13 protein-coding genes are annotated in these 15,658 nt (G+C 67.1%); 6 read left to right on the forward strand and 7 right to left on the reverse strand.

Annotation, left to right across the window (positions count from 1 at the left end):
* The first annotated feature begins 2 nt into the window (after window positions 1-2).
* From moaC to lexA, 3 genes are all read left to right on the forward strand, one after another.
* Window positions 3-485: a cyclic pyranopterin monophosphate synthase MoaC gene (moaC, locus tag K7H93_RS00090; protein ID WP_230781793.1), complete on the forward strand. Its 483-nt coding sequence runs from the start codon at window positions 3-5 to the stop codon at window positions 483-485.
* Complete coding sequence (locus K7H93_RS00095; protein WP_230781794.1) at window positions 482-1,669, forward strand: molybdopterin molybdotransferase MoeA; 1,188 nt, start codon at window positions 482-484, stop codon at window positions 1,667-1,669. The genes moaC and K7H93_RS00095 overlap by 4 nt, the downstream gene beginning before the upstream one ends.
* Before the next feature lie 78 nt (window positions 1,670-1,747).
* A complete protein-coding gene (lexA, locus tag K7H93_RS00100) occupies window positions 1,748-2,434 on the forward strand; it encodes a transcriptional repressor LexA (RefSeq protein WP_230781795.1) in 687 nt (228 codons plus the stop codon).
* Here lexA and K7H93_RS00105 read toward each other — a convergent pair.
* On the reverse strand, window positions 2,428-4,689 hold the full coding sequence (locus K7H93_RS00105) for a ComEC/Rec2 family competence protein (RefSeq protein WP_230781796.1): 2,262 nt from the start codon (window positions 4,687-4,689) through the stop codon (window positions 2,428-2,430). The genes lexA and K7H93_RS00105 overlap by 7 nt on opposite strands.
* A 29-nt stretch (window positions 4,690-4,718) precedes the next feature.
* On the opposite strand from K7H93_RS00105, the gene gltX reads away from it, so the two are divergent.
* Together gltX and K7H93_RS00115 are read left to right on the forward strand one after the other, a co-directional pair.
* Complete coding sequence (gltX, locus tag K7H93_RS00110; RefSeq protein ID WP_230781797.1) at window positions 4,719-6,164, forward strand: glutamate--tRNA ligase; 1,446 nt, start codon at window positions 4,719-4,721, stop codon at window positions 6,162-6,164.
* A 10-nt stretch (window positions 6,165-6,174) separates the two neighbouring features.
* Window positions 6,175-7,461, forward strand: coding sequence for a citrate synthase (locus K7H93_RS00115; RefSeq protein WP_010237601.1), 1,287 nt, complete (start codon window positions 6,175-6,177; stop codon window positions 7,459-7,461).
* Between the two features lie 46 nt (window positions 7,462-7,507).
* Here K7H93_RS00115 and K7H93_RS00120 read toward each other — a convergent pair whose 3' ends face one another.
* From K7H93_RS00120 to K7H93_RS00130, 3 genes are all read right to left on the reverse strand, one after another.
* Complete coding sequence (locus K7H93_RS00120) at window positions 7,508-8,905, reverse strand: sensor histidine kinase (RefSeq protein ID WP_230781798.1); 1,398 nt, start codon at window positions 8,903-8,905, stop codon at window positions 7,508-7,510.
* A complete protein-coding gene (locus tag K7H93_RS00125; protein ID WP_230781799.1) occupies window positions 8,895-9,872 on the reverse strand; it encodes a hypothetical protein in 978 nt (325 codons plus the stop codon). Before K7H93_RS00125 ends, K7H93_RS00120 begins: the two co-directional genes overlap by 11 nt.
* 177 nt (window positions 9,873-10,049) lie before the next feature.
* Window positions 10,050-10,361, reverse strand: a complete 312-nt coding sequence (locus tag K7H93_RS00130; RefSeq protein ID WP_230781801.1) for an Hpt domain-containing protein — start codon at window positions 10,359-10,361, stop codon at window positions 10,050-10,052.
* Between the two features lie 71 nt (window positions 10,362-10,432).
* On the opposite strand from K7H93_RS00130, the gene K7H93_RS00135 reads away from it, so the two are divergent.
* The gene (locus K7H93_RS00135; protein ID WP_230781803.1) at window positions 10,433-12,886 is read left to right on the forward strand and encodes an ATPase; all 2,454 of its coding nucleotides are present in this window, start codon (window positions 10,433-10,435) and stop codon (window positions 12,884-12,886) included.
* 39 nt (window positions 12,887-12,925) lie between these two features.
* Here K7H93_RS00135 and K7H93_RS00140 read toward each other — a convergent pair whose 3' ends face one another.
* Genes K7H93_RS00140 through K7H93_RS00150 form a run of 3 tightly spaced genes read right to left on the reverse strand, consistent with a single transcriptional unit; the run spans window position 12,926 to window position 15,655 of the window.
* On the reverse strand, window positions 12,926-13,207 hold the full coding sequence (locus K7H93_RS00140; RefSeq protein WP_010237589.1) for a DUF1467 family protein: 282 nt from the start codon (window positions 13,205-13,207) through the stop codon (window positions 12,926-12,928).
* A 14-nt stretch (window positions 13,208-13,221) separates the two neighbouring features.
* Window positions 13,222-14,871, reverse strand: a complete 1,650-nt coding sequence (locus K7H93_RS00145; RefSeq protein WP_230781805.1) for a ribonuclease J — start codon at window positions 14,869-14,871, stop codon at window positions 13,222-13,224.
* Between the two features lies 1 nt (window position 14,872).
* The gene (locus K7H93_RS00150; RefSeq protein ID WP_230781806.1) at window positions 14,873-15,655 is read right to left on the reverse strand and encodes a type III pantothenate kinase; all 783 of its coding nucleotides are present in this window, start codon (window positions 15,653-15,655) and stop codon (window positions 14,873-14,875) included.
* Window positions 15,656-15,658 lie beyond the last annotated feature (3 nt).

The raw sequence follows: 15,658 nt of genomic DNA on the forward strand, positions 1-15,658 counted from the left end.
AGATGAGCGGCCTCACGCATCTGGACGAGCATGGCTCGGCCCGCATGGTCGATGTCGGCGCCAAGGCTGAAACCGCCCGTTCAGCCACCGCCACCGGTCGGATCGCGATGAACGCTGCCGCGCTGGCCGCGATCCGCGATGGCACCGTGCCCAAGGGCGATGTGCTCGCCGCCGCGCGCATTGCGGGGATCATGGCCGCCAAGCAGACCGCCAGCCTCATCCCGCTGTGCCATCCGCTGGCGCTCGACAGCGTCAGCGTGGACTGCGCGGTCGATGATCAGGCCGTGCGCGTGACCGCGACCGCCTCGCTCACCGGCAAGACCGGGGTCGAGATGGAAGCGATGGTCGCGTGCAACATCGCGCTGCTGACGATCTACGACATGGCCAAGGCGCTGGATAAGGGCATGGTGATCGAACAGGTCCGGCTGCTGGCCAAGACCGGCGGCAAGTCCGGCGACTGGCACGCGGATAGGGCACCGGCATGAGCGCACCGCTGGAACTGGAGCAGGCGCAGGCGCGGTTGCTCGACCTGCTCTCACCAACCCCTGCCGGCCCCTGCCCGGTGGACGAAAGCGCCCGCCTGTTCCTGGCACGGCCCGTCATCGCGCGCCGCACGCAGCCGCCGACGGACCTCTCCGCGATGGACGGCTATGCCACCTCTGGCGACGGCCCATGGCTGCTCAAGGGCGAGAGCCGCGCGGGCGCCCCGTTCGACATGGTGCTGGGCAAGGGAGACGCGATCCGCATCTCGACCGGCGCGCAGATGCCGCTGGGGGCGGATGCGGTGCTGGTGCAGGAGGAGGCGCAGGTCGACGGGACGCGCCTCACCGCGACCGGGCAGCCGACCGCCCGCTTCATCCGCCGCGCCGGACTCGATTTCAAGGCATCCGACACGCTTCTGGCTGCGGGCACTCGCCTGGGCGCGGCGCAGATCGCACTGGCGCGGGTGGGCGGTTTGGCCGAGGTCGTGGTGCATGATGCACCACGCGTCGCGGTGATCGAGTGCGGCGACGAACTCGCCCCCGATCCGACCGCCTGCGAGCCGCACCAGACGCCGGCGGTCAACGGTGCGATGCTCGCCGCGATGGCGCGCGAGGCCGGGGCGCAGGTCCGCCAGCTCGGGCCACTGGCAGACGATGCGGAGGAGATCACGCGCGCGATCCTTGCAGCGAGCGAGGATGCCGCACTGGTAGTGATCAGCGGGGGCGCCTCGGTGGGTCCACACGATCTGGTCAAGCCGGCGCTGGAAGCGGCGGGTTTCACGCTCGACTTCTGGCGGATCGCGATAAAGCCGGGCAAGCCGCTGCTGGTCGCACGCCGCGCCGGTACGGTGGTGCTGGGGCTGCCGGGCAATCCGGTGTCGAGCTTCGTGACCGGTCTGCTGTTCATGGTCCCCGCACTTCTGCGCATGGCCGGTGCGAAGGACTGCCTGCCGCGCGCGATCCCCATGCCGCTCGCCTGCGATCTGCCCCCCGGCGGCAGCAGGCGTGAGTTTCTGCGGGCCTGGTGGACGCAGGACGGGCTGGTCGCGGCGGAGCTTCAGGACAGCTCTGCGCTGACCCCGCTCGCACAGGCGCAAGTACTGATAGACCGGCCCGCCGATACCGAAGCATCCGAAGCGGGGGCGTTTGTTCCGGCGTTCCTGTTGGAAACCCGCACATATGCTTGACTTGTTCCGGATGGTTGCCTAGTTGTTCCGCATTCGTTCGCATGAGCCCGCGAACAAGTAATGCGGAGAAGAAGTCCGATGTTGACGGCGAAACAGCATGAATTGCTCCGGTTCATCCATGAACGTCTGGAAGAAACCGGTATCTCGCCCTCTTTCGAAGAGATGAAGGAGGCGCTCGACCTCAAGAGCAAGTCGGGCGTGCATCGGCTGATTTCCGCGCTCGAGGAACGCGGCTTCATCCGCCGCCTCCCCAACCGTGCCCGCGCGCTCGAAGTGCTCAAGATGCCCGAGAGTGCGGTCGCCGGATCGGCGCCCAAAGCGGCGAACGATCTGGGCGCGCAGACGACCAGCGTGCCTGCGCGGATGCCCGAGGCGGCAAACGACGTGATCGACATTCCGCTTCACGGCCGGATCGCCGCCGGCGCCCCGATCGAGGCGCTGGAAGATCACCAGAGCCTGCCGGTGCCCGCCGCGCTGCTCGGCCCGGGCGAGCATTTCGCGCTGGAAGTCTCCGGCGACTCGATGATCGAGGCAGGCATCTTCGATGGCGACTACGCGCTGATCCGCCGCGCCGACACCGCGCGCGATGGCGACATCGTGGTCGCGCTGGTCGAGAACGAGGAAGCGACTCTCAAGTACCTGTGGCGTGAAGGCGGCCGGGTCCGGCTCGATCCCGCCAATCCCAGCTACGAACCGCAGGTCTACGACGCGCGTGCCGTGCAGGTTCAGGGCAAGCTGGCGGGGCTGCTGCGCCGCTATCACTGATCGGGACGAGTGCGGCGCTCCGCCTCGCGCGGAACGCCGCCCGCCCCATGCCACCAGCCATGCGCGCCCTGCCCCTGCGCGACTGTTTCGACCTCGCGTGAAGAGAGCCGGATCGCCAGCCCGCCGGTTTTCTCAAGCATCCGCCGGTCGGCCTTGAGCCAGCGCGGACGGCAACTGTAGGGCAGCCAGCGGTCGGCGACCACGATGTCCACCCGCGCGCAGGCCGCGGCCAGATCGCGCTCGGTCACGTACTCACGCCCGCGCGCCAGCAGCAGGCGGTAACGCCGCCCCTCGCGCTCGACAGTCGCGACGCAGAACTCCGCGCTGCACCGCGCACCCGGCCATTGCGACAGCGGCAGCGGCGGCCCATCCAGCGCACCCAGCTCGGCCAGCGTGTCGCTGGGGTAGGAGGACTGGCTCTCACGCAGGCTCATCAGCCGCCCGCCCTCGATGATCGCGACATCGCGGCCATCACGCGCAACCAGCACATCGGGCCGCGAAGTGGAGAGCATCAGGATGGTCGCGATCAGCACCGGCACGAAGCCCCAGAACCGCCCTCGCCCGCTCCACAGCGCGATCCACAGACCTCCCGCGACGAACAGGCCGAACGCGAGGCCGCCCATATGCGGCGCCAGCTTGACCGCGCCGGGCTGGCTCGCGGTGAGATGCGCAATGCCCAGCAGCAGGTCGAGCGAGGCCCCCGCCAGCCACCACACAGGAGCACCCGCGCCAACAAGGTCGCACAGCAGCGCCAGCGCGATCAGCGGCATCGACACGAAGGTCACCAGCGGGATGCCGATCATATTGGCCAGCGCGCCATACATCCCGGTCCGGTGGAAATGGAACAGCACGATCGGCATCAGCGCGATCTCGATCACCAGGCCCGTCACCAGCAGCATCGCTCCGCCGCGCAGGGGCCGCATCAACCACGCCTCCTCCCGCGGGGCGAGAAAGGCGCGCACCGGCGCGCTGTTGTGCAACGCCACGATCGCGAGCACGGCTGCGAAGCTCATCTGGAAGCTGGGCCCCGCCACACTCTCGGGCCACAGCAGCAGCACGAAGCCCGCCGCCACGGCGAGCAGACGGAACGTGAGCGGCTCTCGCCCCAGCGCCAGCGCAATCAGCACCAGCACCGCGGCCGCGCAGCTGCGCACCGTGGGAACCTCCGCGCCGGTCAGCAGCGTGTACCCGATCCCCGCCAGCGCGCCGAGAGCTGCGGCAACCACCGGCAGGCGCACGCGCAATGCCAGCCACGGCCACAGCGCGAGCAGCTTGAGCGCGAGGAAATACGCCGCCGCGACCACCGCGCTGACATGCAGCCCGCTGATCGAGAGCAGATGGGTCAGCCCCGCATCGCGCATCGCCACCTCGTCCGCCTCGGCAATCGCGCCCCGGTCGCCGCTGGCGAACGCGGCCGCGATCGAGCCTGCCGATCCGCCGAGCTGGCTGCGGACATGCGCGGAGAGATCGTGCTGGACCGCAGCGATCCCGCCCCACCCCTGCGGCGAGGGCGCAATCACCTCTACCGGGCCGACCACCGATCCGGTCGCCGCCAAGCCCTGGAACCACGCGGCGCGCGCGAAGTCGTACCCGCCCGGCACCAGCGGAGGCGCGGGCGGCATCAGCCGCGCGGTCAGACCGATGACCGCGCCGCGCTGCATCGCCGGGCTCGCCTGCTCCAGCGGCACGTTGACCCGCAGCTTGATCGCCGCGCCCTGCTCATCGCGCGCAGCCAGCACCAGACGCACACGCTCTCGCGCGGGCTGCTCCTCCCGCTCGAGAATGCGCGCGTGCATGGTCAGCATCTGCGGATGCTCGATCGCCGGCTCGCCCACGCTGATCGAGCGGGCCCAGATCAGCCCGATACCGAACGCCACCGCCAGACCCAGCGCCAGCAGCGCGAGCGCCAGATCGGGCACGCGGTCCATGCGCAGCAGCAGCACACCGGCGACAGCGACGCCAAGTGCCACCCCGATTGCGGCCATCCACGCCACTGGCCCGGGCAGCACGAACCACGCCGCGATCCCCGCGATGACGCCGACGATCACCCATGGCCCGCGCTCCAGCGCTGCGTCGCCGAGGCTGCGATCGAGCCCCTGCGCGACCCTCGCGAGCGGGCTGGACATCGCCGCGACCACCTGCCAAAGCCTGCGCTGCGCTGCACCATAGGCCGCACCTGTTCCGCCATCGGATCGAAGGTCGCTGCCGCTCGTTGCGTCGTCAGACGGAACGGTGGACGAAGGCTGCGTCGTCATGAACCGAAATGGAAAGGAACCGCGCCAGGATGGCAAGCGAAACCGGTACGATCATTACACGCTTCGCCCCATCTCCGACCGGCTACCTGCATCTCGGCGGCGCGCGCACCGCGTTGTTCAACTGGCTCTACGCCCGCCACCACGGCGGCAAGGCGCTGCTGCGGATCGAGGATACCGACGCGAAGCGCTCCACGCAGGACGCGATCGACAAGATCATCGAAGGGCTCGACTGGCTCGGCCTCTCCTTTGACGAGGAGCCGGTGTTCCAGTCTCAGCGGGCCCAGCGGCACGCCGAAGTCGCGAACATTCTTCTCGCCCATGGGCACGCCTACAAATGCTACGCCACGCCCGAAGAGCTCGAGGCGATGCGCGCAGAGCAGCGCGCCAACAAGCAGCCGATGCGCTATGACGGCCGCTGGCGCGACCGCGAGCCTGGCCCCGACCAGGAAGGCGCGCCCTTTACCGTCCGCCTGAAGGTGGCCAAGGACGGCGAAACGGCGATCGAGGATCAGGTTCAGGGCCGCGTGACGGTCAGGAACGAAGAGATCGACGACTACATCCTGCTGCGCGCGGACGGCACGCCGACCTACATGCTCGCGGTGGTGGTGGACGACCACGACATGGGCGTCACCCATGTGATCCGCGGCGACGATCACCTCAACAACGCCTTCCGCCAGCTGCCCATCTACCGCGCGATGAACGCGATCGAGGGCGGCTGGGAGGATCCGGTCTATGCCCATGTCCCGCTGATCCACGGCAGCGACGGGGCCAAGCTGTCCAAGCGCCACGGCGCGGTCGGCGTGGAAGCCTATCGCGACGAGCTGGGCATCCTGCCCGAGGCGCTGTTCAACTACCTCCTGCGGCTTGGCTGGGGCCATGGCGACCGCGAGGAAATCACCCAGGCCGAGGCGATCGAGCTGTTCGATCTGGACGGCGTGGGCCGCAGCCCGGCGCGCTTCGACATCAAGAAACTGCAGAACCTCAACGGCCACTATATTCGCGAGGCCGACGATGCGCGGCTGGCGGGGATCGTCGCGGGCGAGCTGACGGGCAGCGTCGATGGAGAGATCGACCAGGATCTGCTGACCCGGGCCATGCCCGTGCTCAAGACCCGCGCGAAAGACACCCACGAGCTGGCCGAGAATGCGCGCTTCCTGTTCGCCAAGCGCCCCCTCACGATGACCGAGAAGGCCGCCGGCCTGCTCGACGACGAGGCACGGGCGCGACTGGCGCAGGTATCTGCCGAGCTCGCCGGGCAAAGCGACTGGACAATCGAGGCACTGGAAGCCACTACCAAATCGCTTGCGGAGCGGCTGGAAGTGGGCCTCGGAAAGCTCGCCCAACCTCTTCGTGCCGCCCTTACCGGGACCACGACGAGCCCTGGAATTTTCGATGTTCTCGCCCTCCTCGGCAAGGAGGAGTCGCTTGCGCGGATAGACGCGCAGGCTGTTTCGGCGAACCCCACTCAAGACTAAGGAGACCCACATGTCGGATACTACCGCCAAGCTGGAGATTGCCGGCGACACTCAGGAATTTCCCGTTCTGCAAGGCACTTGCGGGCCCGAGGTCGTGGACATCCGCAAGTTCTACGGATCGACCAACCGCTTCACCTACGATCCCGGTTTCAAGTCGACCGCGAGCTGCGAAAGCGCCCTGACCTTCATCGATGGCGAAGAAGGCGTGCTGCTGCACCGCGGCTATCCGATCGGGCAGCTGGCCGAGAATTCCAGCTTCATGGAAGTGTCCTACCTGCTGCTGAACGGCGAACTGCCGTCCGCCAACGAGCTGGACGAGTTCTCCTACACTATCACCCGTCACACCATGCTGCACGAGCAGCTGATGACCTTCTATCGCGGTTTCCGCCGCGACGCGCACCCGATGGCGATCATGTGCGGCGTGGTCGGCGCGCTGTCGGCCTTCTACCACGACAGCACCGACATCGCGGACCCGGAACATCGCAAGATTTCCAGCCACCGCCTGATCGCCAAGATGCCGACCATAGCGGCGATGGCGTACAAGTATTCGATCGGCCAGCCCTTCCTGCAGCCGGACAATTCGCTCAGCTACACGGGCAATTTCCTGCGCATGACCTTCGGCGTGCCGGCAGAGCCTTACGAGGTGATCCCCGAGGTCGAAAAGGCGATGGACCGGATCTTCATCCTCCACGCCGACCACGAACAGAACGCGTCGACCAGCACCGTGCGTCTGGCCGGTTCGTCTGGTGCGAACCCGTTCGCGTGCATCTCCGCCGGGATCGCGTGCCTGTGGGGCCCCGCGCATGGCGGTGCCAACGAAGCCGCGCTCAACATGCTGCGTGAAATCGGCCGTCCGGAGAACATCCCGCACTATATCGAGCGTGCGAAGGACAAGGACGATCCGTTCCGCCTGATGGGCTTCGGCCACCGCGTGTACAAGAACTACGATCCGCGCGCGACCGTGATGCAGAAGACCGTGCGCGAAGTGTTCGAAGCGCTCAAGGTCGACGATCCCGTATTCGAAACCGCCCTGCGGCTTGAAGAAATGGCGCTGAACGACGACTACTTCATCGAGAAGAAGCTGTTCCCCAACGTCGATTTCTACTCGGGCATCATCCTCTCGGCGATCGGCTTCCCGACCACCATGTTCACCGCGCTGTTCGCGCTGGCCCGCACGGTCGGCTGGGTCGCGCAGTGGAACGAGATGATCTCCGATCCCGCGCAGGTCATCGGCCGTCCGCGCCAGCTCTACACCGGCCCGACGCAGCGCGACTACGTGCCCGTCGAACAGCGCTGAGGCGTTATTCTGAATGAAAAGGCCGCGCGATCTGCGCGGCCTTTTTTTATTCGCTACGTCCGGGCACCGACAGGGTGAAGGTGGCCCCCTCGCCCGGAGTGCTCGCAATGGTGAGGTCGCCGCCCATCGCCTGTGCCAGGCGCTTGGAGATGTAGAGACCCAGCCCCGAGCCGCCGCCGCCACTGCGGCCGAGCCGTTCGAACTTGTCGAACACTATGCGCTGCGCCTGCTGGTCCAGCCCCGGCCCCTGATCGATCACCGATACGCGCGCGCGCTTTTCGTCGGCGCCCAACTTCACCGTGATGGTCGAGCCTTCGGGCGAATAGCGGATCGCATTGCCGATCAGATTGAGCAGAACCTGCAACACACGGCGAAACTCCGCGGTGGCGGGCTGACTCGCATCGGCAGGTGGCGCGCTGATTTTGATCCGCTTCTCCTGCGCGCGAACCGCCAGAATGCCCGCAGCGCGGCGTGCGACATCGGCGAGATCGATCGGGTCCGGCGCGGCGCGGAAACCGTCCGCCTCGACCACTTCGAGATCGGTCAGATCATCGACCAGCGACAGCAGATGCTGCCCCGCGTTGACGATATCGCGCGCATACTCGCTGTATTCGTCGCCCAGCGGCCCCGCGAGCCGCGCGCGGATCGTCTCCGCATTGGCGACGATGCGGGCAATCGGCTGGCGCAGGATCGGGGTGAGATCGCGCCCGATCGACGCGCCGTCCTCGGTCCGCCGGTCGCGCCGCTGCGCCCGCGTGACCCACGCGCGATTGGCAATCAGATAAAGCTCGAAGCCTTGCGATCCGGGGGTCGGCTCACCAAGCGGGATCAGCCGCGCGGTCCACTGGCGCGGGCTGCCATCGATCGAGACGCGCGACTGATCGAGCAGGCGCCAATGCAGCGGCTGGGCGTGCTGGCTGCCAGCGATATTGACGAAATCGGTCCACGGCTGGCCGAGATTCTCGCTCATCCGCCGAAGCAGCGGTTGCAGGTCTTCGGCGTCGGTGTGGACGGTCAGGACCTTCTGCGCGGGGTCGAGCCGCGCGTGGAGTTCCGCCAGCGCATCGTCGATCGCATCGCGCCGCGCGGCAGCCTCGTCGTCACGCTCCACCGGCGGCGGGCTCGCCTGCCAGGTGACGATGCCGATCGAGCAGCCCGATTCCGACCGATCGTCTCCCTCGAACGGCACGATCTCCATCCACGACTTGATCCGGTCGGTCCCGTCGAAGGCATGAATCGTGCGCCCGAGCCGCAGGTTCGTGCGGCGCGCCTTGCGCACCTGTTCGCGCAGCTCCGGAATGGCGATCGTGCCGGGGATCTCGCCCCCCGCCCGCCGCTGGAGCGAGGCGAGCGGCTCGTCCGCCGCAATCAGGCGGTCTTTCGCATCGGTGCGCGCACGCGCGATATAGGTCGTTGTACTCTCGTCCATGGGCTTACTCGACATGCCCGAAGGGCGAGGAGGATAGCAGCGCGCGCGCATCATGGGTCGTCAACTGATCGACCGCGGCGGGCAGCGTTGCGTCGGGATGCAGGCAGCGCAATTGCGCCCGCGCTTCTGCCGGGCTGAGGCCCGCGGCGCGCAGAGACAGCGCAAAGCGGACAAGCTGGCGATCATTGGTAGAGACGACCGCGATATCCCGCTCCTGCCCTGCCCTATGCCCCAGCGCGGTCAGGAACATCGCCGCGCCCGCATGGGTCAGCGACAGCGCGACGTCGCTGCGCGCGCCGAGCCCGTGGAAAGTGCGGTCGAGCAACGAAAGCCGCGCCTCGTTCTCGCTGCGCATCTGGCGGATGCGGCTTTCCACCGTGCTCGCCAGACCATCGCTCACATCCTCGCGCTGGCGGCGCCAGACGCCGATCAGGTGGGCGAACTGATCCTCCGGCAACTCGGCCAGCGGCATCTCCATGCGCTTCTGCTGCTCGATAAAGCGCGCCTGCGCGGCCAGCGTGGCCATCGCCGCGTCCGGCAGATCGCCATCGCCCGACGCGATCAGCGATTGTAGCAGTGGCGAGAGCACCGGATCGATCCCGTTGCGCCCGCGCAGCCGGTCGGCCAGCTGCCATTCGATCGACAGCGCATGGCAATGGCTCAGAAACGCGGCGTGCGTGGCAAGGTCTTCGGCCAGCGCGTCGGCGCGGTTTTCGGCATAGGCGAATACGTCGTTCGCGCCGATCTCCTCCGCCTCGACCCGCAGCAGGCGGTAGGCGGCGCTGCGCATCATGCCGCGCACACGCGCGATGATCGAATCGCTGAACAGCGACCGGTCGTGAGTGCTCAGGAAGTGGGTCAGGACCGGCGTGAGGGTGGACAGCGCCATGTCGCCGCGCGCCAGCTCGGCACGTAGGCCCGCGTCGACCGGGTGGTCGTCCAGAATAGAATCCGGCACGCTGTTCATCGAGCTATCGGTCACGCTGCCTGCTTAGCCGCCTATCGTTAAGGGGCGATTATCCCTGATCGTTTGCCACCATGTGCAGCGTCTAGCACAGCGGACACGCGTATGCAGGCCCCGAACGGCTGAAATGCGCAAGATTTGGGGGGAAATGCAGCGGTTTTGCGCAATTCGTCCCGTACCCCACAGGGCGCCGGATCAATCGGGCGTAACCCTATCGAATTCCGTGAGAAAACGGTCGAGTCCGCGCAGCGCCACCGGGTCTCCCGGGGCGGCATCGATCGCGCTTTGGGCCAGCACGATGAGCTCGTCTGCGTGGAAGCTGGCCGCCAGCCCCTTGATCCGCTGCGCCGCGACCAGCCAGTTCCCGTCGCACCGCGAACGGTGCAACAGGTCGATCTGCTGGGCCAGGCTCTCGCGAAACGCGCCGCGCAGCTCGCTGAGCAGCGCAGGATCGTCACCCGCCGCAGCGGTGAGCGTGGCGGTAAAGGCAGCATTCTCGAAAGCCATGTGGATTATTCTAGCGAGCGGTGCGTTAACGTGGGGTTTAACCGGCCTGGAAACGTGGTAAGCCACTGATCATGAGTGGGGGTTCTTCGATCAGAGTAGTCGGCAAGGACACGGCGGAGCCAAAGGCGGAGGATGCCGCGCGCCCTCCCCGCGAACCGGTCACTTTTCCGGACGAGGAATGGCTGGTGGACGAAGAGGATTCGCCTGCAGAACGCATGCCCCGCATCGCCAGCCCGCTGGTCACTGCCATTGCGCTGATCGCACTGGCCGGGTGGACCGCGCTGTTCGTGATCGCGCGCGGGCCTGACAGTTTCACCCGGATGGCCCCGGGCATGTGGGCCGATGCAATCATCGCCTGGTCCGTCCCCGCCCTTCTGATCGCCTTCGTATGGTTCGCCGCGAGCCAGCGCATGGGCCGCCAGAGCGCGCGCTTCCGGGCGACGGCCCGCGCTGCTGCGGTGGATATTGCGGAGCTAGAAACCCGGCTCACCGCGATCAACCGCGAGCTTAGCCTGGCGCGCGAGTTCCTGACCCAGCAGACCCGTGAGCTGGAATCGCACGGCCGGGTCGCCGCCTCGCGCCTGTCGCAGAATGCGGACCGGATCGAAGCACTGGTGGCCGAAAACGGCGAAGAGGTCGAACGGATCGCCCGCGTCTCCGAAACCGCGCTGGCCAACATGGCCCGCCTGCGTGACGATCTGCCGGTGATCGCCAATGCCTCGCGCGATGCCGCCAACGCCGTCGGCTCGGCGGGCGAACGCGCGCAGGGCGCGCTTGACGGCCTGACAAGCGGCCTCACCAAACTCAACGAATTCGGCGAGGCGGGTGAGCGGCATGTCGAGCATTTCCGCACTCAGGTCGATCGCACCCTGACCACTCTGGGCGACCGGGTCGCCGAACTCGAGGCGATGGCGGATGCGCGCTTCACCGCGCTGCGCGAACGCAGCGAGAGCTTCCGCGCGGATCTGGACGGGCGCGAGGTCGAGGCACTGGCGGCGGCTCAGGGCCGGATCGACAAGCTGCGCGAACGGCTGACCGACGCGATCGACGAAGTTCAGTCGATCGACGAGCATGCGATGGAATCCGCGCAGGCACGGCTTGCCTCGCTGCGTGACGAGGCGGTGCGGATCGACGAGTCGATGAAGGAGCGCGATCGCGAATTCGTCGAGTGGGTCGACGCCCGGCGGACCCGGCTGGAAGAGATGGAGCGGCTGGCGCTTGCCTCGCTCGAAGACCGGCTCTCCGCGATCGACACCGCGGTCGAGGAACGGCGCGAAAAGCATGGCGAGATCGCTCGCGAAATTGCCGAAGCGGGCGACAGCACGGCCGAGCGGCTGGCCGAGGCGAGCGAGCGACTGGCCGAGATCGCAAGCACTACTACATCCTCACGCGACAATCTGCTCGAGGCGACGGACAATCTCGAAACCCGGCTCGGCAGCGGGCGCGAAGGGCTCGCCGCGCTCGGCACCACGCTGGACGAAGTGACCGAAGCCGGAGTGCGACTGCTGGAACTGATCCAGGCAGGCGCCAAGCACAGCCGCGAAGTCCTGCCCACCGCGATGGAAGCCGCCGAGGCACGCCTGCAGGCGCTGCGGGACAATTCCGAAAAGCTGCGCCGGACGATCGACGAAGGCGCCGAGAAGAGCGAGCGCCTCTCCGCCTACGTGATCGAGACCCGCGAGAAGGGCGAGGAGATTTTCTCCGTCGCCGACCGGATCGACGACCGGCTAGCCGAAACGCGCGAAAACATGGCCGAGGGCATCACCGCGCTGCGCACCACGCTCGCGGCGCTCGACGAAGAGACCGGCGTGGTCGCACAGGCCACCAGCGAGCGGCTGGCCGAAGCGGTCTCGCAGCTCGAAACGACCGCCGACAAAGCGCGCACGTTGCTGGCGGAGTATGCCGAGAGCGAAGGCGAGCAGCTCGGGACCAAGATCGGCGAGGAGGCGGCCCGTGCAGTGGGCGATGCGGTTCGCACGCAGGCGGACGAGGCGCTCGCCGAACTGCGCGAGGCGACCGGGCGCTCCGCGGATGCAGCACGCGATGCCGCACGCCAGCTGCGCGATCAGCTGGCGCTGGTGAACGAGCTGGCAGGCAATCTCGAAAACCGCGTCTCGGTCGCGCGCGAGCGGGCCGAGGAGCAGGTCGACAACGACTTCGCACGGCGCGTGGCGCTGATTACCGAAAGCCTCAATTCCAACGCGATCGACATCGCCAAGTCGCTATCCGGCGACGTCTCCGACACCGCCTGGGCCAGCTATCTGCGCGGCGATCGCGGCGTGTTCACCCGGCGCGCGGTGCGCCTGCTCGACAATCGGCAGGCGCGCGAAATCGCCGAGCTGTATGACGAGGACGCGGATTTCCGGAACAACGTAAACCGCTACATCCACGATTTCGAGGCCATGCTGCGCACGCTGCTGTCGACCCGCGACGGCAATGCGCTGGCGGTGACGCTGCTCGGTTCCGAAGTCGGCAAGCTCTATGTCGCGATGGCGCAGGCGCTGGAGCGGCTGCGGACCAGCTGAGGCTGCTGGAGCAGTTCGCCCCGCCCCCCATCGATAGCGTTATGCGCCCCGCTGGCTGGGCGGAAGCATGAAGTCGAACATGTCGCGGGTCACCCAGCCATGCTCCCAGTTGAGCACCCATACGGCGGTCAGCACTGCGGCGATCACCGACGCGCGCAGCGCCAGTCTGCCGGGACGGAAATTGGCTGGCGCGCTCTCCGCCTGACCGGGAACGAGGTCCAGCCCCATCTCCTCGTGCGTGCGCACGCCAAAGGGCAGCATCGTGAACGCGACGAATATCCACATCAGGAAATAAATCGCGACGATCGACCAGAAACCCATCGTGTTGCCCTCCCTCAGGCCTCCGGAATGACGACCTGAACCTGCGGGCGCTTGCCCGACCAGCGATTGGCGGCGCGGCGCGCGGCGAGGCGCGCAGCTTCTTGCCGGGCACCTGCATCCTTCGCGTCGCGACCGCGCAGGCGGCGCAAGGCCTCCTTCACGTCGCGGGTCGCCTCGGCCACGAAGTCGGGGAAATCCTCGTCCAGCGGAAGGCCCAGCGCGCGGATCGTCACATCGTCGCGGCCCGTCACGACCACCACCAGCACGCCATCGCGCGACAGCCTGCGGCGCTCCGTAACCGCACTGCCATCGGCGGGCACGATCAGATCTCCATCGAGCACGAGACGCCCGGTGGGCACCCTGCCGATCTTGCCCGGCTCGCCCGGCGCGAGGCTGACGATGTCGCCATTCTTCTGGAACACCGCATGCGGGATGCCTTCGGAAAGGCCAAGCCGCGCCTGTTCCTGCATATGGCGGATCTCACCATGTACCGGCACCAGCACTTCGGGTTGCAGCCATTCGTACAGCGCCTGCAGTTCGGGCCGCCCGGGGTGGCCGGAGACGTGGATCATGCTCTGCCGGTCGGTGACCATCTCGATCCCGCGTTCGGCCAGCTGGTTCATGATCTTGCCGATCGCGATCTCGTTGCCGGGGATCTGGCGGCTGGAAAACAGCACCACATCGCCGCGAGCCAGCTCCAGCGGATGGTTCTTGTCCGCCATGCGGCCCAGCGCGGCGCGAGGCTCGCCCTGCCCGCCGGTCGCCACGATCAGAACCTTGCCGCGCGGCAGGTTCATCGCGGTGTCCCAGTCGATCGGCTGGGGAAAATCGGTCAGGTAGCCACAGCCCTGCGACACCTCCAAAATGCGTTCGAGCGAGCGCCCGGCGATCACCAGCTCGCGCCCGGTTTCCTTCGCGATCTCGCCCAGCGTGTGCAGCCGCGCGACGTTGGAGGCGAAGGTCGTCACCACCACGCGCCGGTCGGGCCAGTTGTGCACTTCCTCCAGCAGGCCTTTGAAGACCGCCCCTTCGGAGCCGCTCTCGTTCGGATTGAACACGTTGGTGCTGTCGCACACCAGCGCGAGCACGCCATCGTCGCCGATCGCGCGGAGCTCTTCCTCGGTGGTCGGCTCGCCGATGATCGGGTCCTCGTCCAGCTTCCAGTCGCCGGTGTGGAAGACCTTGCCGTAAGGCGTGTCGATCAGCAGCGCGTTGCCCTCTGCGATCGAGTGGGCGAGCGGGAGGTAGCGGATGCCGAAAGGCCCGATCTGCATATCCCGGTCGCCTTCGCGCACGATATGCAGCGGCACCTCGTCGACCAGATCGGCTTCCTTCAGCTTGCGCCGCACCAGTTCGGCCGTGAAAGGCGTCGCGTAGAGCGGCACGCCGAGGTCGGCCGCGAAGTACGGCACGGCGCCGATATGGTCCTCGTGCGCGTGGGTCAGGACGATGCCGAGCAGGTCCTTCGTCCGTTCCTCGATAAATTCGAGATCCGCGAAAACCAGTTCGATGCCAGGGTATTCATTGGCGCCGAAGGTCATGCCCAGATCGACCATCAGCCACTTGCCGTCGCAGCCATAGAGGTTGACGTTCATCCCGATTTCGCCCGAGCCACCGAGCGCAAGAAACAGGAGTTCGTTCTCCGGCTTGAAGTTCTTTTTCATGCTATCCTTTGTCGACCGTGCGCCGGGCCAGCAGGTGCAGGCCGCGCAGCGTCAGGTCAGTGTCTACGACATCAAATATGTCGGTATGGTCGTCGAACAAGACCGAGAGGCCGCCAGTAGCGACCACCTTGCTCGGGCGACCGATCTCTTTCTTCATCCGCGCGATCAGGCCTTCCATCATCGCGACGTAGCCCCAGAACACGCCGATCAGCATCTGATCCTCGGTATTGCGCCCGATAACGCTGTCGGTATCGGGGGCGTGGATCGCGATGCGCGGCAGTTTCGCCGTCTTGCCGACCAGCGCGTCGAGCGACAGGTTTATTCCCGGCGCGATGATCCCGCCCTTGTAGGCCCCGTTGAAATCGACCGCTTCGAACTTGGTCGCGGTGCCGAAATCGACCACGATCAGGTCGCCGCCGACCAGCGAATGGGCCGCGATGCAGTTAAGCGCACGGTCTGCACCCAGCGAACTGGGAAGATCGACGTCGATCTCGAAATTCCATGCCGCCTCGCCCTGCCCGGCGATGATCGGGGTAATGCCGAAATATTTCTCGCACAGCACGGTCAGGTTGTGGTCCGCACGCGGGACGACCGAGCCGAAGATGATGTGCGTGATCTCTTCGCGGGCGACGCCTTCGATGCCGAGCAGCTGGAACAGCCACACCGCGTATTCGTCGCCCGTGCGCCGCCCATCGGTCGAGATGCGCCAACGCGCGCGCAACTCATCCCCGTCGAACAGTGCGAAGACGAGGTTGGTGTTTCCGACATCGATCGCGAGAAGCATCGG

The sequence above is a fragment of the Citromicrobium bathyomarinum genome, from assembly GCF_021021475.1.
GTDB classification, from domain to species: domain Bacteria; phylum Pseudomonadota; class Alphaproteobacteria; order Sphingomonadales; family Sphingomonadaceae; genus Alteriqipengyuania; species Alteriqipengyuania bathyomarina.

Excerpts from the sequence above, each read along its gene's own strand:
- K7H93_RS00105 (WP_230781796.1), bottom strand. The coding sequence starts at position 4,689 with ATGACGACGCAGCCTTCGTCCACCGTTCCGTCTGACGACGCAACGAGC.
- K7H93_RS00140 (WP_010237589.1), bottom strand. The coding sequence starts at position 13,207 with ATGGGTTTCTGGTCGATCGTCGCGATTTATTTCCTGATGTGGATATTC.
- K7H93_RS00145 (WP_230781805.1), bottom strand. The coding sequence starts at position 14,871 with ATGAAAAAGAACTTCAAGCCGGAGAACGAACTCCTGTTTCTTGCGCTC.
- gltX (WP_230781797.1), top strand. The coding sequence starts at position 4,719 with ATGGCAAGCGAAACCGGTACGATCATTACACGCTTCGCCCCATCTCCG.
- K7H93_RS00120 (WP_230781798.1), bottom strand. The coding sequence starts at position 8,905 with ATGTCGAGTAAGCCCATGGACGAGAGTACAACGACCTATATCGCGCGT.
- K7H93_RS00135 (WP_230781803.1), top strand. The coding sequence starts at position 10,433 with ATGAGTGGGGGTTCTTCGATCAGAGTAGTCGGCAAGGACACGGCGGAG.
- K7H93_RS00150 (WP_230781806.1), bottom strand. The coding sequence starts at position 15,655 with ATGCTTCTCGCGATCGATGTCGGAAACACCAACCTCGTCTTCGCACTG.
- K7H93_RS00095 (WP_230781794.1), top strand. The coding sequence starts at position 482 with ATGAGCGCACCGCTGGAACTGGAGCAGGCGCAGGCGCGGTTGCTCGAC.
- lexA (WP_230781795.1), top strand. The coding sequence starts at position 1,748 with ATGTTGACGGCGAAACAGCATGAATTGCTCCGGTTCATCCATGAACGT.
- moaC (WP_230781793.1), top strand. The coding sequence starts at position 3 with ATGAGCGGCCTCACGCATCTGGACGAGCATGGCTCGGCCCGCATGGTC.
- K7H93_RS00115 (WP_010237601.1), top strand. The coding sequence starts at position 6,175 with ATGTCGGATACTACCGCCAAGCTGGAGATTGCCGGCGACACTCAGGAA.
- K7H93_RS00130 (WP_230781801.1), bottom strand. The coding sequence starts at position 10,361 with ATGGCTTTCGAGAATGCTGCCTTTACCGCCACGCTCACCGCTGCGGCG.